At 59.3% G+C, this 20,878-nt stretch carries 19 protein-coding genes and 3 pseudogenes; 3 read left to right on the top strand and 19 right to left on the bottom strand.

The genetic code is table 11. The features are described 5' to 3' along the window. Positions 1-18 precede the first annotated feature (18 nt). The 16 genes and pseudogenes from AU509_RS05885 to AU509_RS05810 form a co-directional block, all read right to left on the bottom strand. Complete coding sequence (locus tag AU509_RS05885) at positions 19-339, bottom strand: DMT family transporter (protein WP_094117890.1); 321 nt, start codon at positions 337-339, stop codon at positions 19-21. A 449-nt stretch (positions 340-788) separates the two neighbouring features. After that, positions 789-1,196, bottom strand: a complete 408-nt coding sequence (locus AU509_RS05880) for a type II toxin-antitoxin system death-on-curing family toxin (RefSeq protein ID WP_094117889.1) — start codon at positions 1,194-1,196, stop codon at positions 789-791. Then, a complete protein-coding gene (locus tag AU509_RS05875; protein WP_094117888.1) occupies positions 1,193-1,414 on the bottom strand; it encodes a type II toxin-antitoxin system Phd/YefM family antitoxin in 222 nt (73 codons plus the stop codon). The genes AU509_RS05880 and AU509_RS05875 overlap by 4 nt, the downstream gene beginning before the upstream one ends. A gap of 336 nt (positions 1,415-1,750) precedes the next feature. Beyond that, positions 1,751-2,613 (bottom strand): annotated as a pseudogene (locus tag AU509_RS05870) (YicC/YloC family endoribonuclease). 219 nt (positions 2,614-2,832) lie between these two features. Beyond that, positions 2,833-3,741 (bottom strand): LysR family transcriptional regulator, encoded by a 909-nt coding sequence (locus tag AU509_RS05865; RefSeq protein ID WP_094117887.1) that lies wholly within the window; start codon positions 3,739-3,741, stop codon positions 2,833-2,835. 415 nt (positions 3,742-4,156) lie between these two features. Next, positions 4,157-5,119: an isoaspartyl peptidase/L-asparaginase family protein gene (locus AU509_RS05860; protein ID WP_094117886.1), complete on the bottom strand. Its 963-nt coding sequence runs from the start codon at positions 5,117-5,119 to the stop codon at positions 4,157-4,159. Between the two features lie 90 nt (positions 5,120-5,209). Then, positions 5,210-6,031 carry a M55 family metallopeptidase gene (locus AU509_RS05855; protein WP_094117885.1) on the bottom strand — a complete coding sequence of 274 codons (822 nt, stop codon included), beginning with the start codon at positions 6,029-6,031 and terminating at the stop codon, positions 5,210-5,212. 10 nt (positions 6,032-6,041) lie between these two features. Then, positions 6,042-7,100, bottom strand: coding sequence for a DmpA family aminopeptidase (locus AU509_RS05850; protein WP_094117884.1), 1,059 nt, complete (start codon positions 7,098-7,100; stop codon positions 6,042-6,044). Between the two features lie 10 nt (positions 7,101-7,110). After that, positions 7,111-8,010 carry an ABC transporter permease subunit gene (locus tag AU509_RS05845; RefSeq protein ID WP_094117883.1) on the bottom strand — a complete coding sequence of 300 codons (900 nt, stop codon included), beginning with the start codon at positions 8,008-8,010 and terminating at the stop codon, positions 7,111-7,113. An 11-nt stretch (positions 8,011-8,021) separates the two neighbouring features. Then, complete coding sequence (locus AU509_RS05840; protein ID WP_085650741.1) at positions 8,022-8,942, bottom strand: ABC transporter permease; 921 nt, start codon at positions 8,940-8,942, stop codon at positions 8,022-8,024. 17 nt (positions 8,943-8,959) lie between these two features. Further along, the gene (locus AU509_RS05835; RefSeq protein ID WP_094117882.1) at positions 8,960-10,504 is read right to left on the bottom strand and encodes a glutathione ABC transporter substrate-binding protein; all 1,545 of its coding nucleotides are present in this window, start codon (positions 10,502-10,504) and stop codon (positions 8,960-8,962) included. Between the two features lie 41 nt (positions 10,505-10,545). Continuing rightward, positions 10,546-12,422: pseudogene (locus AU509_RS05830) on the bottom strand (ABC transporter ATP-binding protein). Between the two features lie 20 nt (positions 12,423-12,442). Then, positions 12,443-13,408, bottom strand: coding sequence for an N-acetyl-D-Glu racemase DgcA (dgcA, locus tag AU509_RS05825; RefSeq protein ID WP_085650744.1), 966 nt, complete (start codon positions 13,406-13,408; stop codon positions 12,443-12,445). Positions 13,409-13,412: 4 nt separating this feature from the next. Then, positions 13,413-14,420, bottom strand: a complete 1,008-nt coding sequence (gene dgcN, locus AU509_RS05820) for an N-acetyltransferase DgcN (RefSeq protein WP_094117881.1) — start codon at positions 14,418-14,420, stop codon at positions 13,413-13,415. A 330-nt stretch (positions 14,421-14,750) separates the two neighbouring features. Beyond that, entirely contained in the window at positions 14,751-15,092 is a 342-nt protein-coding gene (locus AU509_RS05815) for a DUF202 domain-containing protein (protein ID WP_085650746.1), read from the bottom strand. Positions 15,093-15,101: 9 nt separating this feature from the next. Next, positions 15,102-15,488, bottom strand: coding sequence for a YidH family protein (locus AU509_RS05810; protein WP_085650747.1), 387 nt, complete (start codon positions 15,486-15,488; stop codon positions 15,102-15,104). Between the two features lie 188 nt (positions 15,489-15,676). Here AU509_RS05810 and rph point away from each other — a divergent pair, with 188 nt between their 5' ends. Further along, a complete protein-coding gene (rph, locus tag AU509_RS05805; protein WP_085650748.1) occupies positions 15,677-16,393 on the top strand; it encodes a ribonuclease PH in 717 nt (238 codons plus the stop codon). 358 nt (positions 16,394-16,751) lie between these two features. Beyond that, positions 16,752-17,392: pseudogene (gene pyrE, locus AU509_RS05800) on the top strand (orotate phosphoribosyltransferase). 42 nt (positions 17,393-17,434) lie between these two features. Here the strand turns inward: pyrE and slmA are convergent. The 3 genes from slmA to coaBC form a co-directional block, all read right to left on the bottom strand. Beyond that, positions 17,435-18,031, bottom strand: coding sequence for a nucleoid occlusion factor SlmA (slmA, locus tag AU509_RS05795; RefSeq protein WP_085650750.1), 597 nt, complete (start codon positions 18,029-18,031; stop codon positions 17,435-17,437). 105 nt (positions 18,032-18,136) lie between these two features. Beyond that, complete coding sequence (gene dut, locus AU509_RS05790; protein WP_085650751.1) at positions 18,137-18,595, bottom strand: dUTP diphosphatase; 459 nt, start codon at positions 18,593-18,595, stop codon at positions 18,137-18,139. Beyond that, the gene (gene coaBC, locus AU509_RS05785; protein WP_094117957.1) at positions 18,579-19,805 is read right to left on the bottom strand and encodes a bifunctional phosphopantothenoylcysteine decarboxylase/phosphopantothenate--cysteine ligase CoaBC; all 1,227 of its coding nucleotides are present in this window, start codon (positions 19,803-19,805) and stop codon (positions 18,579-18,581) included. Before coaBC ends, dut begins: the two co-directional genes overlap by 17 nt. Positions 19,806-20,000: 195 nt before the next feature. Here coaBC and radC point away from each other — a divergent pair, with 195 nt between their 5' ends. Next, positions 20,001-20,666 (top strand): RadC family protein, encoded by a 666-nt coding sequence (gene radC / locus AU509_RS05780; protein WP_085650753.1) that lies wholly within the window; start codon positions 20,001-20,003, stop codon positions 20,664-20,666. Positions 20,667-20,878: the final 212 nt, after the last annotated feature.

Here is a 20,878-nt window from a genome sequence, read left to right as displayed (position 1 = left end):
TGTTAAGGTCGTTAGTCATTAATGACCGGAAGTCAGTTTGAGGCCCGCGACAGAACTCACCAGGAGACAAATCAGTAACCCACGGACCAGTGTTGCCGGTTCGTGATACCAGATCATGCCAACCAGCACCGTTCCCAACGCGCCGATCCCCGTCCAGACCGCATAGGCGGTACCGATGGGGATGCTCCGCGTTCCCAGCTCCAGAAAGCACATGCTCCCGATGATGCAGACCAGAAAAGCCAGCGTCCAGGGGATGTTTTTAAAGCCGTCGGTATAGCGCAGGCAGGTGGTAAACCCCACCTCCAATACGCCCCCTATCAATACGTAAATCCAAGCCATCGTGTTAGCTCCCGTGTGTGATTTAAATACAATTGTATTTGAATTCTTGGTGTTTGCAATACGATCGTATTCAAAGATATGAAGGGAAATGCGCGATTCAGCAAACATCAGAACATCGTCGTTCTAAAGTCTGTCGAAGGCAGGTGTACTGCAAAAGATGTCTCGTAGGAGGCAGGTACGTCTGAAGTCTTAAAACACAAAAAATGTGGATATCGAATCAGGCGATATCAATAAGGCGAAACAATGGTTGGATAAACATAGATATATAAATCAGATATACCCGCGCCGGGTTGAGATACCGGGGAATTAAAGGATGTTATTGAGCAAAATGCCATAGCCTGCTAGTCCGTCCTCTGGCTGTTAAGTATTCCATGGCCTAAGGTCGATTCGAAGTTCGAGCCATTTAGCGATATTGATAAGGCTCGTTTGCTGGAGTGGGTCAGTCCATATCAATCAACGGGGGGAAAATCAGTGGAAATGGAATTATCCCTCAAATCCCGTAGATGCTGCGCTAAATGAATAACGGTCTTTTCTCCCGTGGCGGCTTCTACGGTTAAATTTTCCAACGCATTATCGTTATCACGGATTTTGATGCCATTACGGTGGAGAAAAGCCATGGTCACGAAAAACGCGGTGCGTTTGTTGCCATCATTAAAGATATGCCCCCGAGCGATAGCTACCCAGTAAGTGGCTGCGAGCTCGAAAATATCGGTTATATCTTCATAGTGTGCGCGGTTCTGTACCCGATAGATCAGTGCTTCGGCTCTGCCGGGATCGGGAATGCCAGCAACGCCGGGAAGCCGTTGCAATATACGGTCATGAAAAGCGATAACTTCCTGAGCGCTAATCCATATCATCGGTTTGTCAGCGCCTCTACCGTGTGACCATGACGTTGCATAATCTCATCGAACTCCGCATCCAGTTTCGCGTTTTGGTATGCCTCGAATTCAGATTTGCTGATCACTACCGCAGAACTTCCATCGCGACGGGTGATTTCAACGGCTTCACCCTGAGTGGCGGCATCCAATACTTCTGAAATATGGGCACGAGCCTGAGTTGAAGTGTAAGTACGCATAATGTTTCTCCTAAAATGTACATCCTGATTGTACACTTTACGCTGTTTTAAACAAAAATATAAAAATATTGATTATAAATCAAAGTATTATACCTTTTTATTGCCTGTGATTTGGCCCACATTTGATGCGCTTATAGAACATAAATATTTTTTTCGCAGCGCTCTTGAAAAACAGAAGGGATGTGGAGATTGGCCTTAAAACGAATACTGTTGTTTGTAAAGCGCGGGGAGTACCTATTTGGCAGTGGATTTGGGTTGTAGGTAGAGTTGAGGTCGTTGGCAACAAAAACGCCCTGAAAACAGAGCGTTGTGGCAGTCGGTGGAAAAGGGCGGAAATTATTCGATATTCTGAATCTGTTCCCGCATCTGCTCGATCAGGACCTTCAGCTCAATGGCGGAGGCGGTGATGTCGGCGTTGATGGATTTAGAGCCAGCGTGTTCGACTCGCGGTTGAACTCTTGCATCATGAAGTCCAGACGGCGGCCGACGGCTTCCTGCTTGTTGAGGATTTTGTAGGTTTCCTTTACGTGCGCTTCTAAACGGTCCAGCTCTTCGGCGACGTCGACGCGTTGCGCCATCAGCACCAGTTCCTGTTCCAGCCGGTTGTTCTCCAGCTGCACCTGCGCGTCTTCCAGTTTGCTGACCAGCTTTTCACGCTGCCATTGCAGGATGTTCGGCATATGGGCGCGAACTTTGGCGACTTCGGCGCTAACGCCCGCCAGACGCTGTTCGATCAGCGCTTTCAGCGCGTTGCCCTCGCTTTCACGCGCGGCGATGAAGTCATCCAGCGCGGCGTTCAGCGCCTGCATCAGTTCGGCGCTGATGGCGTCCAGGTCCTGCTCTTCCGCCGCCATTACGCCCGGCCAGCGCAGGACATCGACCGGGTTGATTTCCCCTTCGTCGCTCTGCATCTTGACCCACTTTGCGGCTTCAACCAGCTGTTTCGCCAGTCGTTCGTTCATAATCAACGAACCTTGCGCGCGGGGATCCAGTTCAAAACGCAGGTTGCATTCGATTTTGCCGCGCGTCAGCCGGTTGCGAATACGTTCGCGAACCACGGGCTCCAGACTGCGGAACTGCTCCGGTAAACGGATGTAAGTTTCCAGATAACGTTGGTTAACGGAACGCAGCTCCCAGGCTGCGCTTCCCCACTCGCCTTTGATTTCTCGTCGTGCGTAAGCGGTCATGCTACGGATCATCGGTGCGTACCTGTCAGAAAATGATGGAAGGATTATAACGTTGCGGGATACGTCATGATAGCAAAAGCGGTCCGGCGCGCCGGGGCACGATCGGTTTAGCAGGAACGTGTAGTCAGCCTTTTGCCGGTATGCGCGAGCACTGCCCGATAAATGAAAGAAGGGACGTGGGGGCTGAACGGTTGGCAACGCCGCCTTGGGGCGACGCTGACGTTGAGAGCATTAGGCGGCGAGCAGGAAAGAGGCGCACTGATTGGCCAGCTCGGCACATTGGTGTTTCAGCACCTGTTTCAGCTGGATCGCTTCGCGCGACTGCGGCGTGTCGCGACGGCTGATCATCATCACCTCGAACGGCAATGGCTGAATGATCGGGACGATTTTCAGCTGGTCGGTATAACGGCGCGCGGTGAACAAATCCACAATCCCGGTGCCGCCGCCGGCCAGCACCATATCGGCGATGACGGAATAGGTTTTGATAAACAGGGAGGCGGCGGGTTGCAGGCCACGGTCGTTGAGGGCGCGATGAACCACCCGGCCCAACGGGTCTTGCTGCTGCATCATCAATAAGTTGTTCTGACACAGCCACTCCAGCGAGACGGGGCCTTGATGCGGGTTATCTTTCGGCAGTAACGCGACCATCGTGGACTGGCACAGCGGTTCGGCGACCAGGTCGGACGGCACCTGCTGGCCGAAGACCAACGCCAGATCCAGCTGATTTTGCTGGATCTCCTGACACAACGTGCTGAAGTGTTCGGTCACCAACTCCACGTTCACCCGCGACGACTGCTGGTGAAACGCCACCATCGCTGGCGCGACAATCATCTGGCCGAACGCATGCGCCGCGCCCAGACGCACCGTCTGGCTTTGTCCTTTGCGAATTTGTTCCGTCAGGGCATTGATGGACTGGAGCTGCTCATGCAGCGCCTGCACTTGCGGGATCAGTCGGTGGCCTTCGTCCGTGACGACCATGCCTTGCGTGCGGCGTTCGAACAGGGCAAAGCCAAGCTGTTGCTCGGCGTGGTTCAGCACCCGGCTGACGTTCGGTTGGGAGACGTTCAGTAAGCGCGCCGCGCCGCTAATGGTGCCAGCCTGAAGAATGGCCTGAAAAACTTCGATATGGCGTAGTCGCATAGCCTGAACCTTAAGTCATTTTGCCAACAGTGTGGCGGATGGAAATCGAACCGCCGGAGGCGAAACGCATCAAACTGATTGTTGCAAATGCAACATTTACGCCATGTTGTTATGACTTAGGAGAGAAGAAGGCACAGGCCCGCGATGCAGGGAAGGGGGAAAAGACCGGGACGAGCAGGAGACGCGGCTGGTTTTCTCCATGATGGTGCGGTGTCCCTCGCCGCCAGACCGGTTTGCACCAAAATGGTGAAACTGAGTCGCGGTGCTACGTCACAGTGGGGAAGTCATCGTGGGAAAGAGGAACCGCACGGACGCGCTAAATGGCCCGCCGATTTTCGGCTGTTGGGCGGAAGACGGACGCCATCGGCTGCCTGACGGATGAACGCGCTCGCCCCCTCGGGGCGAGCATTCACATTCACCGATAGATCTCGACGGCCGGTTCCGCGCCAACGTAGCCATAGCCGCGGTACATCCCTTCGCTGTTGAAGGTCAAGGCGATATTGCCCGCGTGGTCGACGGCGATCAGGCCGCCGCTGCCGCCGAGCCTAGCCACTTTGTCCATCACGACCCGTTCGGTTGCCTGCGCCAGCGGCAGTCCGGCGTACTCCATCAGCGCAGAAACGTCATAGGCGGCCACCGTCCGCATAAACACTTCGCCGGTGCCGGTGCAGGACACGGCGACGGTTTGGTTGTTGGCGTAGCAGCCCGCGCCGATGATGGGGGAGTCACCCACGCGACCGACCTGTTTGTTGGTCATACCGCCGGTGGATGTCGCGGCCGCCAGATTGCCCGCGGCATCCAGCGCCACGGCCCCGACGGTGCCGTATTTATGATGCGGATCGATCGGATCGCCGCCGGAGACGTCGCCATCGCCGCTATGATCCAACACGATCCTGTCGCCGTCAGCTTGCGCCTGTAGCAACTGCTCGTAGCGGTCGTCGGTGAAGAAGAAGTCTGACTCGACCATCTCCAAACCGTGCTTGAGGGCGAAGCTTTCCGCACCTTCGGCGGTAAACATGACGTGCGGACTGTGTTCCAGCACCTTGCGGGCGGCCAGTACCGGGTTGCGGATGTGGCTGACGCCCGCCACGGCGCCCGCGTCCAGCGTCCGCCCGTCCATGATGCTGGCGTCGAGCTCGTGCGTGCCTTCGTGGGTAAAGACCGAGCCTTTGCCAGCGTTAAACAGCGGGCACTCTTCCAGCCGCCGTACGGCTTCGGTCACCGCATCCAGCGCGCTGCCATGGTGGGTCAGCACCTCCTGTCCGCTGCGGACGATCTCCTGCAGCGCGGCGCGGTAACGCTGTTCTTTCTCACTGTTCATCGCGGCACGGGCGATAGCGCCTGCGCCGCCGTGAATAACAATCACCGGTTTCATGATGTTCCTCGTCGGGAGCGAGAGCGCGTCGCGTGCGTCCGCGCCCTCGGTCTGCGTGTCGGCCTGACGATGCCGTCAGACCGAGAGTTGAATTTAGTTCTGGGTCGAGGCCAGATAGGAGAAGGCGCACAGCAGATTAATGATCTCCGCCATTTTAGGCGCGCTGTAGCTGACGGTGATGGCATCCACCCGCTCGACGTTGGGGATCAGACAGAACAGGTCGGCCATCACCGGTTTCGCCACCATAATCTCCAGATGATAGGGTGGTTGCAGGCGCGTTGTTTGCTCCTGGTGCGCCTGCTGGACGGCGTGGGTCGCCGCCTGACGAATGGCGTTGCGGGCTTCTTCCGGACTCAGGGATTCGGCCGCCGTCTGGGAAATAGCGCGTTTCACGCAGGCGTAGCCGGTCGCCGGATAGTAGCGTTTAATCCACTGCTGTAAGACGTCGTCGCCGCTGACCAGCCACAACGGCGTATCCAGCTCGGCGCCCGCGGCGGCGTAAATATCGCTTTCTCCCATCACTTCGCCGTTGATTTTGACGCGGTAGAACGCGCGGCTGTTGATGGTGTGCGCCAATACGCCGAACTCACCGGCGGCGGTGTGATAGCCGATGAACATCAGCCCGTCGAACGGCCCTTCCTGCAAACCTTCCACCATCGACAGTCCGCGCGGTTTGCCCTGCACCAGACGGGCGCGCGGGTCGATATTGTCCGCCCGCAGGTTGGTCATGGACGCATGGCTGTCGGCGACCACCACTTCGCTGGCACCGCCAGCGAAAGCGCCTTCGATGGCGGCATTCACTTCCTGCTCCATCAGCGCGCGCGCCAGCGCGTATTCCGGGTGGCCGGGGCTGCACTGTTCCGGGCGCATCACGCCGGCAACGCCCTCGATATCCGCTGAAATAAAGACTCTCATGATAATTTCCTCAATCAAAAACGTGTTGCGCCAGCTTGTCCAGCACCTGCGGCAGCGCCGGGCGGAAGTGGTCGCGGAAGCCGGTGACGGGTTCCGCCTGTAACAGCGCGTCCAGCACCGCATGTTCCGTGGCGTCCGCCGCCGCGCTGAGCAGCGGCTCCAGCCGTTCGTCGTCGGGCGGCTCCGGCGTCGCGCAGGTGGAAAACGCGACGGCGATATCGCCGGAGCCGTGGCCCCAATAGCTCCCCAGCCGTCCCAGACCCGCGCCCGCGCGTTTGGCGATGCGGCTCAGTTGGCGAGCGTCCAGCGGCGCGTTCGTCGCCATAATAATGATGATAGATCCCGCGTCGCGCTGTGGCGCCAGTTCCGGCAGGAGCGGGGCGATAGCCTGTCCCATCGGCACGCCGTCCAGCGTCAGCGAGGCGAGGGTGCCGAAATTCGCGAGCACCAGTACGCCAAGCGTCGCCTCCAGATCGTTGATGTGCCGCGACGCCGTGCCGATGCCGCCTTTGAGGCCAAAACAGCTCATCCCGCGTCCGGCCCCGACGCTGCCGCGCGCGAAGGCCGTCTCCGCATCGTCCAGCGCCGACTGCGCCATCGCCTCGGTCACGGCCAGCGCCTGAATATCGTTCAGCCAGCCGTCGTTGCACTCCAGCGCCAGCGGATTGACGGTCGGCAGCGAACGGCCGAGCTCGGGGTTGTGGCGGATGGCGTCGCGCACCAGCGTGGTAAACAGCGTCCCGACGGCCAGCGTGTTGCTCAGCAGGATCGGGGTTTGCAGCTGTCCCAATTCTTCTATCTGCACCAGTCCGACGGGTTTGGCGAAGCCGTTGAGCACCGCCGCGCCGCAGGGCAGGGGATGGGTGAACAGGTTGCCGCCCGGCGGCACGATGGCGGTGACGCCGGTTTGGATCTCGCCCTGCGCCAGCGTGCTATGGCCGACGCGAACGCCGGGAACATCGCTGAGCGCATTGTGCGGACCGCTCACGAACCGCGGGGTGCCCAACTGGCGTTCATCCCGCCAGCGCTGTAGCAGCGCGTTCAGCCGCGCCTGTTGATAAGCGCTCATGTTCGCCTCCTCACCCGTTGAGTTTGGGGTCAAGCGTGTCGCGTAGCGCATCGCCCAGCAGGTTGAACGCCAGCACCGAGAAGAAGATCGCCAGACCGGGGAACACGCTGACGTGCCACTGTCCCGCCATCATCATGCTGCGGCTCATGGCTAGCACGTTGCCCCACTCGGGGACATCCGGCTCCGGCCCCAGACCGATGAAGCTCAGGCTGGCGGCGGTCAGAATGCTGGTGCCGATTCGCATGGTGAAATAGACGATCACGTTAGACAGCGTGCCGGGCAAAATGTGACGTATCAAGATGATACGGTCCGGCGCACCGGCGCAGCGCACCGCTTCGACGTAGGCCGCCTGTTTCAACGACAGCGTCGAGGCGCGCACGATACGGGCAAAGACCGGCACGCTGAACACGGCCACGGCGATAATGACGTTGTTCAGCCCCGGCCCGAGGATGGCGACGACCGCAATCGCCAGCAGCATCCCCGGAAAGGCGAACAAGACGTCCGAACCGCGCATGATCAGCATGTCGACCCAGCGGCCGTAATAGCCCGCCAGCAGACCCAGCGCGATCCCCGCCAGCATGCCCAGCGTGACGGAGAAAATACCGATATAGAGCGAGATGCGCGCGCCGTAGATAATGCGGCTCATCACATCGCGGCCCAGATCGTCAGTGCCCATCCAATGGCTGGCGGACGGCGGAGAGGACAGCGCCATCCAGTCCGACTCCAGCGGGTTGTACGGCGCCAGCCAGGGCGCGAACACCGCCACCAGAATCAGAGACAGGATGAATCCGCCCGATATCGTCGCCATCGGATTGCGCCGCAGGGCTTGCCAGAAATCGCGCCACGGCGAACGAATGGTCGTCGCGTCGAGCGGGGAGGCGGCTACGGCAGGTTCAGTAGGCAGTGTCATGGTCGTCGCTCCTAACGCAGGCGGATCGCTGGGTTGACCACCGCATACAGCAGGTCGACCAGCAGGTTAATCAAAATGAATTCAAACACGAACAGCATGACCAGCGCCTGAATCACCGGCTGGTCCTGCGTTTTGATGGATTCGATCAGCAGCCAGCCAAGGCCGGGCCAGCTGAATACGCTTTCCACCACGATGGAGCCGCCGAGCAGGAAACCAAACTGTAGCCCGAGCATGGTGATGACCGGGATCAGCGCATTGCGCATGACGTGTTTCCAGACGATCAGTCGGCTGCGCAGCCCTTTGGCTTTGGCGGTGCGCACGAAATCTTCCTGCATGACCTCCATAAAGGCCGAGCGGGTAAAGCGGGCCATCACCGCCGCCACCGACGCGCCGAGCGTCAGCGCCGGAAGAATCAGGTCGGACGGCTGGTTAAAGCCGCCGACGGAAAAGACGCCGAACGGCATGGCGACAAACTGGATGAGCAACAGACCTAGCCAGAAGGGCGGCATCGAAATGCCCCCCACGGCTAAACTCATCAATGACCAGTCCTGCCAGCGGCCGCGCTTTAGCGCAGACAGCACGCCAATCAGCAGACCGAGCACCACCGACCAGGCGAATCCGGCCAGCGCCAGATACAGCGTCGGCATGAAGCTCTTCTGAATGACGCTCAGCACCGGCTGCTGGGTGCGATAGGTCACGCCCAGATCGCCGTGTATCAGACCGCCGAGCCAGTTGAGATACTGCTGCGGCAGCGGATCGTTAAGCCCCAAGTGCTGGCGGGCGGCTTCCACCGTTTCCAGCGTGGCGTCGGGACCGGCATAGAGCCGTGCCGGATCGCCCGGCAGCAGCTTGATAAAACCGAATACCAACAGGGAGACCACCAGCAGTACCGGGATCATTTCCAGCAAACGTCGAATTAAATAGGCAAACATGGCGCTCCCCTGAGTGATTACTTGAACTGAGCCTGATCGAAGATCAGCGAACCATCGGCCAGCATGTAAACGCCAGACAGATTTTTGGCTTTACCGACCAGATTGTCCGGCGCCCCCAGGAAGACGACAGGCGCATCTTTCCAGATCAGCTTCTGCGCTTCGGCGTAAGCGGCGGCGCGTTTGCCTGCATCGGCGGTCGCCAGACCGTCGGCGATGGCTTTATCCGTGGCCGGGCTGCTGTAGTAAGAGACGTTGTAGGACGTCGGCACCCAGGATTCAGTGGCGTACAGCGGACGCAGCGCCCAGTCGGCATCGCCGGTTGACGGAGACCAGCCGTTGTAGAACAGATCAAATTCGGCTTTCTTCGGATCGGTCACGCCCCACAGCTTCTGGTCGCGCATCCCGGAATCCATCGGCGTTACCGTGACTTTGATGCCGACCTGCTCCAGCTGCTGCTTGAAGAACTGCGCGCTGCGGATGTAGTCGGTGCGGTTGGTGGTCCACAATTTCAGCGTCAACCCATTGCCGTAGCCCGCTTCTTTCAGCAGCGCCTTGGCCTTAGCCGGGTTGTAGCCGTAGTTGGGTTCGGTTTGCGGTTGGAAGAACTGCACATTCGGCGCCATCGGCGACTGGGCGGTCGTGCCCAAACCGGCGAAGCCGACTTTCAGCCAGATATCGCGGTTGATGGCGTAGTTGAGTGCCTGACGTACGCGGACGTCTTTCAGCGCGGCGCTCTGGTTATTCATCGCGATCCAGTACAGGTAGATCCCGGCGTCGCTCTGAATAGCCAGTTTGCTGTCGCTTTTCACGGTGTTCACCAGATCGGACGGCAGCGGATAGGCCACGTCGGTCTGGCCCGCTTTCAGCGAGGCCACGCGGGTAGAGTCTTCCGGCGCGGGATAGAAGGTCACGCTGTCGACTTTCGGCCAGCCCTGCTGCCAGTAGCGATCGTTTTTCACCAGTTTGACGTCTTTCCCCTGCTGCCATTCGGTGAACTTGAACGGACCGGTGCCGACCGGATGTACGCGCAGCTGAGCTTCGTCAGGATACTGTTTCAGCGCCGCCGGGCTGTGCATCACCGCTGACGGGTGCGCCAGCGTGTTGATAAACGCGCCGAAGGATTGGTTCAGCTCGATTTTGACTTGTGAAGGAGAGAGCACCGTCACGCTTTTGATCATCTTGAACAGGCTGTTGCGCTTCAGACCTTTGCTTTGGTCGCTCAGGCGATCCAGGTTGGCTTTGACGGCGTCGGCGTTGAACGGCGTGCCGTCCTGGAAGGTCACGCCGTCGCGCAGCGTAATGGTGAATTCGGTGGCGTTATCGTTGCTGGTGTAGCCGGTGGCGAGTCTGGGCACCAGTTTCATCGCGCTGTCGAACTGGAACAGACGCTCGAAGATGCCGCTCTGGACGGAGTAGCTCAGCGTATCCGACGTATCGTGCGGATCCAGCCCGGTGATGTCAGCGTACATGGAGATGCGTAAATCCTGCGCCTGGGCGGCGGCGGCGGCCAGACACAGGGATAGCCCAAGTGCGACGGTGGAACGGCGAAAGCGTGGTTGCATGGTGTCTCTCCTGCGTGATGTTGTGATGTGAATAAGCGTTTTTATGTGTTGTTTTCGTGTGTACTGACCCAGTGGTGCGGCGCGACCTGGCGATACTTCGCTTGGTGACCTTCTCGCTGGCTTTTTTCAGCGGGGAAGGAATTTCGCTGTCGTCCAACTGACGTTCGCTGCGTCGCAGGGGATCGGCCACCGGCACCGCGGACAGCAGGCGGCGGGTATACGGGTGCTGCGGGTTGTTGAACACGGACTGACGGGGACCGATTTCCACAATCTGCCCGAGATACATAACTGCCACGCGGTTGGCGATACGTTCCACAACCGCCATGTCGTGGGAAATAAAAATCCACGACACGCCGGTCTTCTGTTGCAAATCCATCATCAGGTTGACGACCTGAGCCTGAATGGACACGTCGAGCGCGGACACCGCCTCATCGGCGATAATCACTTCCGGTTTCAGCGCCATGGCGCGGGCGATGGCGATGCGCTGGCGCTGTCCGCCCGAAAATTCATGCGGATAGCGTTGGGCGTGCTCCGGCTCCAGACCGACGCTTTTCAGCAGCGCCTGCACCTGCGGCGTCGCCTCTTCCAGCGACTTCACCAGCCCGTGCAGCATCAGCGGTTCGGCGATCGTAAATCCGACGGTCAGACGCGGATTAAGCGAGGCGTAGGGATCCTGAAACACCATCTGCATCTTGCGGCGCAGCGGTTGGAACGCTTTGTCCCGAATCAGCGATACTTCTTTGCCCTGAAACTGAATGCTTTCGGATTCGCTGTCGACCAGCCGCAGCAGCGCGCGGCCGGTGGTGGATTTTCCGCAGCCGCTTTCGCCGACAATCGCCAGCGTTTCGCCCGGCCAGACGCTGAAGTCGATTTGCTCCACCGCATGGACGTGGTGCGTGACGTGGGACAAGATGCCGGTGCGTACCGGGTAATAAACCTTGAGGCCGCGGATATCCAATAGCGGCGGCGCATCGTAGCGCGCGGTGATATGGTCGCTTTCCGGCGTTTTCTGGCTCTGGCCCAGCAGCGGGAAACGGCGCGGCCAGCGGCTGTTCTCCATGTCGCCCAGTTTCGGTACGGCAGCCAGCAACGCCTGGGTGTACGGGTGCTGCGGCGCGGTGAAAATCGCCTCGACCGTTCCCTCTTCGACCACTTCGCCTCGGTACATCACCACCACCCGGTCGGCGATTTCCGCAACGACGCCCATGTCGTGGGTGATAAACAGGACGGCCATATCGCTCTGCTGTTGCAGGTCGCGCAGGATTTGCAGAATGCGCGCCTGCACGGTGACGTCCAGCGCCGTCGTCGGTTCATCGGCGATAAGCAACTGCGGATCGCAGGCCAGCGCCTGCGCAATCATCACCCGCTGGCGCATACCGCCGGACAGCGAGTGCGGGTAGCTGTTCATCACCCGGTCGACGTCGGCGATGCGCACTTTGCGCAGCAGCGCTCGCGCCTTGCTGTCGGCCGCCGCCGCATCGCAGATCTGATGGTCTAACAATGCTTCGGTCAGCTGATCGCCGACCTTCAGCACGGGGTTCAGGGAGGTCATCGGCTCCTGAAAGATCATCGCCATTTCACGGCCGCGCAGTTGGCGGCGGGCGTCGTCTTTCATTTGCAGCAGCGAGTGCTGCTCGCCGCCGCGCGTGGTAAAGCGAATCGTCCCGCGCTCGATGCGAGCGGCGTTGGCCAGCAGGCCCATGACCGTCAGCGAGGTCACGGATTTACCCGAACCGCTTTCGCCCACTACGGCCACCACTTCACCTTTATTTAGCGTGAAAGAGACGCCTTTCAGCGCCAAATGGTTGCCGGAGCGGCCGTTGAAGCTGACGCTCAGGTCGTTGATTTCCAGCACCGGACGCGGCGCGCTGCCGGATGCTGTGGCGGCTGTCGGTTCTGTGGACTGGGTATCCGTCATCGTCACTCCGGGGTTTGCGGTTATAGCCAAATGCGGCCGAGGTTGTAGGTCAGGTAAGGGGCGCTGTCCGCCGCCAGCCAGATCGGGCCGTCCAGATCGACATGGATGGCGCTGAGCGTGACCGGCAGCGCGGCTTCCATCGCCAGCGAGGAGCCGAGCATGCAGCCGATCATGATGCGCAGACCGCACCGCTTGGCTTCATTGACCATCGCCAGCGCTTCGGTCAGGCCGCCGCACTTGTCGAGCTTGATGTTGATCATTTCGTAGCGATCGCGCAGCGCGGCGATGTCTCCGCCGTGATGGCAGCTTTCATCGGCGCAGATCGGTATCGCGTGAATGAAGTCCGCCAGCGCGCCGTCTTCTCCGGCGGGCAGCGGTTGTTCCACCATCGCGACACGGCAAGCGGCGAGCTGCTGGAGCAGCGGCCCCAGATCGCGCCCTCCCCAGGCTTCATTGGCGTCGACGATCAGCGTCACGTTAGGCGCCACCTGACGAATGGCCGCCACTTTCTCCACAATCTGCTCGCCGTTCAGCTTGATTTTCAGCAGCAGCGCGCCGCGGGATACGGCGTCAGCGGCGGCCTTGACCATGTTTTCCAGCGTGTCGAGGCTGAGCGTTTCGGCGGTGATGACGGACTGCGGCGCCTGAATCGCCAGATGCTGCCACAGCGTCTGTTTGTTCAGCGCCGCGTTGAGCCGCCATAGCGCGCAGTCAATCGCATTACGCGCGGCGCCCGGCGGCAGTAAAGATTGCAGGTCGTTCAGTGAAACGCCGCGCTCTACGGCATCCCGCACCGTTTCCAGCTGTCGGACGACGCCTTCAGGCGTTTCCTGATAGTGGGCCGTCGGCGTGCATTCGCCGCGGCCGATAAAGCCGCGCTCTTCCAGCGTGACTCGTACCACGGTGACTGCGGTACGCGTGCCGCGGGAGATGGCGAACGGGCGAGCCAGCGGTAATTCCACGGTTTCGATCTGCATCTGTCGCATTGGTTTACTCCTGCTCTTTCAACAGCGCGGCGATGTCCTGCATGCCGAAACGAACGGAGTCGGTCGCTGGCACGCCAAAGCGTCGGCTGATCTCCTGACAGTAATCACGCGCTTCCTGTTCAGTGTAGTTGGAGGTGTTGATGGCGAAACCGGCCAGCTTCACTTCCGGGCTGGTGACGCGTGCTGCGCGCAGGTTGGCTTCCACGCAGTCTTCCAGACTCACCATCGGCTGGTGCGGCAGATGACGCATATGTGGACGACCCATTTCGTGACACATCACCAGCCAGTGCGGCTGTGCGCCGTGGATTAAGCCGGTGCTGACGCCTGCATAAGAGGGGTGGAACAGGGAACCCTGTCCTTCCACGATATCCCAGTGGTCGTCGTCGTTCGCGGGGGACAGCGCTTCGGCGGCCCCGGCGATGAAGTCGGCGATGACGGCGTCAATCGCGATCCCTTCGCCCGCGACCAGCACGCCGGTCTGGCCGGTGGCGCGGAAGTCCGCCTTCATTCCCAGATCGCGCATCGCCGCTTCCAGCGCCAATGAGGTGTACATCTTGCCCACGGAGCAGTCGGTGCCGACGGTCAGTATGCGTTTGCCGCTGCGTTTTTCGCCGGAGCCGACGGACAGTTCCGGGCGCATGTGGCGGATGTCGAACAGCTGTACCTGATGCTTCTCTGCCAGCGCTTGCAGGCCCGGTACGTCAACCAGACGCTGGTGCAAGCCGTTGGCGACGTTCATGCCCGCCTCAATCGCGGCGCGTACGGTGTCCAGCCAGTGCTGCGGCAGGAAGCCCCCGGCATTGGCCGTACCGAGCACCAGCGTTTTGGCTCCGCGCTCAGCGGCGGCGGCGATATCCAGATCGTCCAAACCGAGCGACAGGGTGCTGCCCGGCAGGCGCAGTTGGCCGACGCACTGTTCCGGACGCCACGCGTGGATGCCGCGTGCGGTTTTGATAGCCAGGGGATCGGTCACGTCGCCAAGGAAAAGCAGGTAAGGTTGAGGGATCAGCATAATGTCGTTTCTCATCGTTAATGGAATAAGGCAGAACCTTGGGCGCTCGGGGGATGTCGGCGTGAACCTGTTTTCATCCGGCGAACCGCCTGTGCACCGTGTCGGCCCGACGTTGCGCTATTGCCATCTTCCGCGTCGTTCGTGCCTGCCGGGGGTCAGTTCTCTGTCTATGACTATTTCACGATGCCTGAGCGGTGACGAATGCTTGTTTGTCGGTGGGGTATAGCCTGAGGGTATAGGTGATTTTTTATATATCCATTTGTTTTTAAATGAATAAATTAAAGCAATGGTCGGTTGGGGAGTGCTGGCGCGGCGCGCTATAAGCCCCCGTTATAGGGGCAGAAGTAGAGAAAACAACGCATGCCCGGCGATCAGCAGGGCGATCAGGATAAAGGTCAGTGTGAATCCACGCATGACGATGGCAGGAGGAATACGGTGCGTTTTCGGCGCGTTCTGGAGGCCGCGCAGGCGCAGTGGAACCCAGATGAAGATCGTCAGCGACGCCAGCAATAGCAGAATACCGGCGGCCAGCAGCAGCGGTTGGGTGCTGAGCGTCCCGGCCTTCAGCAACAGGGCCGTGTTGACCAGCAGTAGGATGGCGGTGCGCGACCACGCCAGCACGGTGCGTTCCGGCTGAACGCCCGGGTCACGCGGTAACGGCGAAGAGGACATCGTCTGCGCCTACAGCTGCGCGATTAGCAGCGCCAGTGCGAGGGCGACCGCGCCAAGGCCGCAGGCGAAGACGACCAACAGGGAGGTATACGGCAAAGGAAGGCCGTTGCGCATCGCCCGTTCGTTGCCCGCCCAGCGCCGGTAGGCCATTCCCGCCATCAGTGCGGAGGCGAGGGCCAGCAGGACGGCAATCCCCTGTCGTACGGCAGGCGACGCCAACGTGGTCGTAAACTGGTCGATGGCGACCGCACCAGCCAGCAAGGCCAGCGCGGTGCGGATCCAGGCGAGAAACGTGCGCTCGTTGGCCAGTGAGAAACGGTAGTCCGGCGTCGTGCCCTGCTGCTGCCAGGGGAGGTCAGTGCTGGGAGCCTGGTCGTTCTGTTGTGTGTCACGCATGGCGTAGATTCACCGGCTGATGAAAAGTCGAGCTAACAGTCTACATGCGGAAAGAGGGACGCTCCAGCCGTTCGGGACGCCATCGCTGGCGGTCTTCGCGCCCGTTTTAATCCGCCGGGCCGGTAGGCAGGGCCGGGTGAAGTCCGTATAATGCGCGCCAGTCAACATTCACCCGCCGGAGAGAAGCCATGCGCCCTACAGGCCGAAGTGCACAACAGATACGCCCGCTCACGTTAACCCGTCATTACACCAAACACGCGGAAGGTTCCGTCCTCGTCGAATTCGGCGATACTAAGGTGTTGTGTAATGCCACGGTGGAAGAAGGCGTACCGCGCTTCCTGAAAGGGCAGGGCAAAGGATGGGTGACCGCGGAATACGGCATGCTGCCGCGCTCAACGCACACCCGTAACGCGCGCGAAGCCGCACGCGGTAAGCAGGGCGGACGTACGCTGGAAATTCAGCGTCTGATCGCCCGTTCTCTGCGTGCCGCGCTCGATCTGAAAACGCTGGGCGAATTCACCATCACGCTGGACTGCGATGTCCTGCAGGCCGACGGCGGCACCCGCACCGCCTCCATCACCGGTGCCTGCGTGGCGCTGGCGGATGCGCTGAATGCGATGATTGCTAACGGCAAACTGAAGAAAAACCCGCTGAAAGGCATGGTGGCCGCGGTTTCCGTCGGTATCGTCAACGGCGAAGCGCTCTGCGATCTGGAGTATGTGGAAGACTCTTCCGCGGAAACCGATATGAACGTGGTGATGACCGAAGACGGCCGTATGATTGAGGTGCAGGGCACCGCAGAGGGCGAACCGTTCAGCCACGACGAGCTGTTGGCGCTGTTGGCGCTGGCTCGAGGGGGCATCGAGACGATTATTCAGGCGCAGAAAGCGGCGCTGGCGGAATAAAGAATCAATGAAGAAGCGGCCCAAAGGGTCGCTTTTTTTTCGTCGGAATAAAACCGCCGGCGATGGGTGTCACTGGAATTAAGGTGTTAGCGCGGTCATTCATTGTGTGATGTCGAGTGTTCATCTTTAGAATGTTCAATGTCGGACGGCCGTGATTCAGGTAGGAAACGCTTCCCAGCGGCAGCGCGTCGGGCCTTCTGAGCGTGCCGGTTAGACGCCGTCCGCCGAGGGGAGCAAAAAGCTAAACGTTTTGGCGTCAGGAGGTCTTTCTCCATCGCCGGCCAAGGTCGATTGGCTCAAAGGACGCGGTTTTCGGTTTGTCGCCGGGTATTCATCCATCATCACAGGAGAAGTTGTCATGAAAGCCTATCAACGCCAGTTTATTGAATTCGCACTCAGCAAGCAGGTATTAAAGTTCGGCGAGTTCACGCTGAAATCCGGGCGCACCAGCCCTATTTCTTCAATGCCGGGCTGTTTAATACGGGGCGTGACTTGGCCTTGCTGGGGCGCTTTTATGCCGCGGCGCTGATGGACGCGGCTATCGAATTCGATGTGCTGTTTGGGCCAGCCTATAAAGGCATTCCTATTGCGACAACGACGGCGGTGGCGCTGGCGGAACATCACGATCGCGATCTGCCCTACTGTTTCAATCGGAAGGAAGCCAAAGATCACGGCGAAGGCGGCAGTCTGGTCGGCAGTCCGCTGGTCGGGCGCATCATGCTGGTGGACGATGTCATTACGGCGGGGACCGCAATTCGTGAGTCGATGGATATCATTTCCGCGCAGGGCGCGTCGCTGGCAGGCGTGCTGATTGCGTTAGACCGTCAGGAACGTGGACGCGGCGAGCTTTCCGCGATTCAGGAAGTGGAACGAGATTACGCGTGCAAGGTGATTTCCATCATCACCCTGAAGGATCTTATCGCCTATCTGCAGGAAAAGCCGGAAATGGCGGAGCATTTGGCCGCGGTACAGACCTATCGCGATAGTTACGGCGTCTAAACTGTCTGGCAGCGCCGCCGGTGAGCGGCGCTGCCATCATCCCTATGCTATCTGGGCGGCCAACAGCGGCCAGCGAGTGTCGAATTCCTGGGTGGGAAGAAAGCGAAATTCCGAACGGGTATAGCGGGACAGCATGCCTTCACAGAAGGCCAATAGCTGACTGGCCAGCAGCGTTTCGTCATTCTTGAACGGCTCTCCGCCGCGCATTTTGTGTTCCCGTAGAACCTGCTTGATCTGCGATTCAATACGGTCAAACAGCTGGTTGATCCTTCCCTGCAGGCGATCCTGCTCAAACATCAAGGCATGACCGGTCAGAATGCGGGTCAATCCCGGGTTTTTTTCGGCAAACCCCAAAATCAGCAGCAAAATCAGACGAAGACGATTAAACGTCTCCTTTTCATCCTGCAAAATCAAGTTGATACGGGTTGTCAGGCTGTCTTCGATAAATTCGATCAGGCTGTCGAACATCCGGGTTTTACTGGGAAAATGCCGGTAAAGCGCCGCTTCAGATACGCCGACGTTAGCTGCCAGTTTTGCCGTGGTGATCCGTTGACTGCCGTCGCTGGATTGCAACATCTGCGCCAGTGCTTGCAAGATTTCCTCGCGACGGTTCCTTTTCGTATTTTCTTTCTCTGCCATGTCTGAAAAGACCCTTGATAAAGATTCAACTGCCCACACCAGATAGCGCCACAGTCGCGTCACACGCTGTGGCTTATAGGTTTTTTTCGTAAGATTAGATGTGGATCAGTGACGGCCCGAGTGACCGAAACCACCTTCTCCGCGTTCGCTGCTGGTGAATTCGTTAACCAGATTGAATTCAGCCTGAACGACCGGCACAAAGACCATTTGCGCGATGCGTTCGCCGGGTTCGATCGTGAACGGCGTCGAGCCCCGGTTCCAGACAGAGACCATTAACTGACCCTGATAGTCGGAGTCGATCAGTCCGACCAGATTGCCCAGCACGACGCCGTGCTTATGGCCCAGACCGGAGCGAGGCAGGATCACCGCCGCCAGTGACGGGTCGCCGATGTGAATGGCCAGACCGGTCGGCAGCAGCGTTGTTTCGCCTGCGCCGAGCACCACGGCGTCATCCAGACAGGCGCGCAGGTCCAGACCGGCGGAACCCGGCGTGGCATACGTCGGCAACGGGAATTCCTGTCCGATGCGCGGATCGATAATTTTTACGTCAATTTTTTTCGTCATATCGGCTGACAATCTCGTCAATTAGCTGTTGGCCCAGGAGACGTTTGCTGCCGAGCGGCAATTGTTTGTCTCCTCCGTGCCAGAAAAGGTGCAACGCGTTGGTTTTCGCATTGAAGCCGCGGTCGGCTTGGGACACGTCGTTTGCGCAGATCAAATCCAGCTTTTTGCTGGCCAGTTTCTGCCGCGCGTATTCTTCCACATTAGTGGTTTCGGCAGCAAACCCGACAACATAAGGCCGATGTTCCTTCATCGCCGCCACGTCGGCGATGATATCCGGATTTTTTACCAGGGTGACAGTCATTTCATCCCCCTGCTTTTTGATTTTTTCGCTCTCCACGCTTTTCGCGCGGTAGTCCGCTACGGCCGCGCAGCCGATCACGATGTGCTGTTCGGGGGCGGCGGACATAACCGCTTCATGCATTTCCAGCGCGCTGGCGGTGTTGATCCGTCGTACGCCGTTGGGGGTTGGCAGATCGACCGGACCGGCGACTAGCGTAACATTCGCGCCGCGCGCCGCTGCGGCTTCGGCAATGGCGAATCCCATCTGACCGGAGCTGTGATTGCTGATGAAGCGAACCGGGTCCAGCGCTTCTCGCGTCGGGCCTGCGGTAATCAGGACGTTCAGGTGTGGCAGATCGGCGGTTCGCGCGAAAAATTGCTTAGCGCACTCCACGATATCCAACGGGTCGAGCATTCTGCCGGGTCCGACGTCGCCGCAGGCCTGGCTGCCGCTGTCCGGTCCCCAAATGTGCACGCCGCGTTCGCTCAAACGTGTGAGGTTGTCCTGCGTGGGCCGCGCGCGATACATCTGTTGATTCATGGCCGGCGCGACGGCCAGAGGCGCTGCGCTGGCGAGACAGGCGGTAGTCAGCAGGTCGTTGGCCATGCCGACCGCCAGTCGGGCGATCACATCGGCCGATGCGGGAGCGACAATCACCAGATCTGCCCATTTTCCAAGTTCAATATGCCCCATCGCAGCTTCTGCGGCGGGATCCAGCAAGTCGTCCGCTACCGGATAGCCGGAGACGGCCTGAAGCGTGAGCGGCGTGATGAACGCTTTGGCCGCAGGCGTCATGACCACACGCACCTCCGCGCCTTCGTCCCGCAGGCGGCGAACCAGCTCGGGGCATTTGTAGGCGGCGATACCTCCGCTGATACCCAGTACGATATGTTTGCCGGCGAGTGCGAGCAGACTGGAGAGTTCCGTCATCGTTTTGTCCGAGTGTGAGCTAAAGAAAGTGTTGGGCATTTTACCATAAGCGTCCGAAGGAAATGGAATCTTGTCATGGAGACGCGTGTTGCAACGACAGATTGCGTACCTCCTCGCATCTTCTCCCCCGTCTCCTCGTTCATCCCTTGTCCATATGCCAGAATGCCTTCAAGACTCAGGGAGGGGGACACGACCATGATGTGGCTAAACGGGCAGGCACCGAGGGAAAAACTGATACGGAAAGGGGCCTGCGCATTGACGGATACGGAACTGCTCGCCATTTTTCTTCGTACCGGGTTGCCGGGAACGCACGTTATGCAGCTGGCGGAAAATCTGCTGAATCAGTTTGGGTCATTGCATCAGTTGATGACGGCGGAGCAGACCCAATTCCGTACGGCGCGCGGTATCGGGCTTTCCAAATATACGCAGCTGCAGGCGGTGGGGGAGCTGTCGCGGCGGCTGTTTTCCTCCCGATTGGCGCGCGAAGACGCCATGATCAGCTCGGAAGTGACGTTGCAATATCTGCAGTTACTGCTGGCGCATCGCGAACGCGAAGTTTTTTTAGTCCTTTTTCTAGACAATCAGCATCGTGTCATTCGCCATCAGGAGATGTTTGCTGGTACGATTAACTGCGTAGAGGTGCACCCGCGAGAAATTGCTCGTGAGGCGCTGAAGGCGAATGCGGCAGCGTTGATTCTGGCGCACAACCATCCGTCGGGAAAGGCAGAGCCCAGTCAGGCTGACCGCGCCATTACGGAACATATCGTCAAAGTATGCCAATTGTTGGACATCCGCGTGCTTGATCACTTGGTTATCGGGCACGGTGAGTACACCTCTTTTGCCGAGCGCGGGTGGATTTAAGGCATATTTCGACGATCCTGAGGGATCTTTAACTGTTCGGGACTTGAGCGCATACGCTTCAGAGCGTATACTACGCCACCTTTGAGAATCTTGGGTGTGGCGTTAAGAGCCTATCTCAGCAGGTTTCCCCTGATGACAGAGTCTTTTCAGTGAAGTTGCTGAGATGGGCTCTAGAGCCTGACGAGGCGGCCAACACCCTATACGAAGCTCGA

This window comes from Lonsdalea britannica (genome assembly GCF_002111595.1).
Taxonomy (GTDB): domain Bacteria; phylum Pseudomonadota; class Gammaproteobacteria; order Enterobacterales; family Enterobacteriaceae; genus Lonsdalea; species Lonsdalea britannica.
Note: the sequence above shows the minus strand (reverse complement) of the source record. Positions and strands in the feature narration are given on the sequence as shown.

Coding starts and splice junctions, on each gene's coding strand:
- AU509_RS05850 (WP_094117884.1), bottom strand. CDS start 7,100: ATGAGCGCTTATCAACAGGCGCGGCTGAACGCGCTGCTACAGCGCTGG.
- rph (WP_085650748.1), top strand. CDS start 15,677: ATGCGCCCTACAGGCCGAAGTGCACAACAGATACGCCCGCTCACGTTA.
- AU509_RS05845 (WP_094117883.1), bottom strand. CDS start 8,010: ATGACACTGCCTACTGAACCTGCCGTAGCCGCCTCCCCGCTCGACGCG.
- AU509_RS05885 (WP_094117890.1), bottom strand. CDS start 339: ATGGCTTGGATTTACGTATTGATAGGGGGCGTATTGGAGGTGGGGTTT.
- AU509_RS05865 (WP_094117887.1), bottom strand. CDS start 3,741: ATGCGACTACGCCATATCGAAGTTTTTCAGGCCATTCTTCAGGCTGGC.
- AU509_RS05880 (WP_094117889.1), bottom strand. CDS start 1,196: ATGATATGGATTAGCGCTCAGGAAGTTATCGCTTTTCATGACCGTATA.
- coaBC (WP_094117957.1), bottom strand. CDS start 19,805: ATGACGGAACTCTCCAGTCTGCTCGCACTCGCCGGCAAACATATCGTA.
- AU509_RS05810 (WP_085650747.1), bottom strand. CDS start 15,488: ATGCGTGACACACAACAGAACGACCAGGCTCCCAGCACTGACCTCCCC.
- AU509_RS05815 (WP_085650746.1), bottom strand. CDS start 15,092: ATGTCCTCTTCGCCGTTACCGCGTGACCCGGGCGTTCAGCCGGAACGC.
- dgcN (WP_094117881.1), bottom strand. CDS start 14,420: ATGCTGATCCCTCAACCTTACCTGCTTTTCCTTGGCGACGTGACCGAT.
- AU509_RS05835 (WP_094117882.1), bottom strand. CDS start 10,504: ATGCAACCACGCTTTCGCCGTTCCACCGTCGCACTTGGGCTATCCCTG.
- AU509_RS05875 (WP_094117888.1), bottom strand. CDS start 1,414: ATGCGTACTTACACTTCAACTCAGGCTCGTGCCCATATTTCAGAAGTA.
- dut (WP_085650751.1), bottom strand. CDS start 18,595: ATGACGAAAAAAATTGACGTAAAAATTATCGATCCGCGCATCGGACAG.
- AU509_RS05840 (WP_085650741.1), bottom strand. CDS start 8,942: ATGTTTGCCTATTTAATTCGACGTTTGCTGGAAATGATCCCGGTACTG.
- slmA (WP_085650750.1), bottom strand. CDS start 18,031: ATGGCAGAGAAAGAAAATACGAAAAGGAACCGTCGCGAGGAAATCTTG.
- radC (WP_085650753.1), top strand. CDS start 20,001: ATGATGTGGCTAAACGGGCAGGCACCGAGGGAAAAACTGATACGGAAA.
- AU509_RS05855 (WP_094117885.1), bottom strand. CDS start 6,031: ATGAGAGTCTTTATTTCAGCGGATATCGAGGGCGTTGCCGGCGTGATG.
- dgcA (WP_085650744.1), bottom strand. CDS start 13,408: ATGCGACAGATGCAGATCGAAACCGTGGAATTACCGCTGGCTCGCCCG.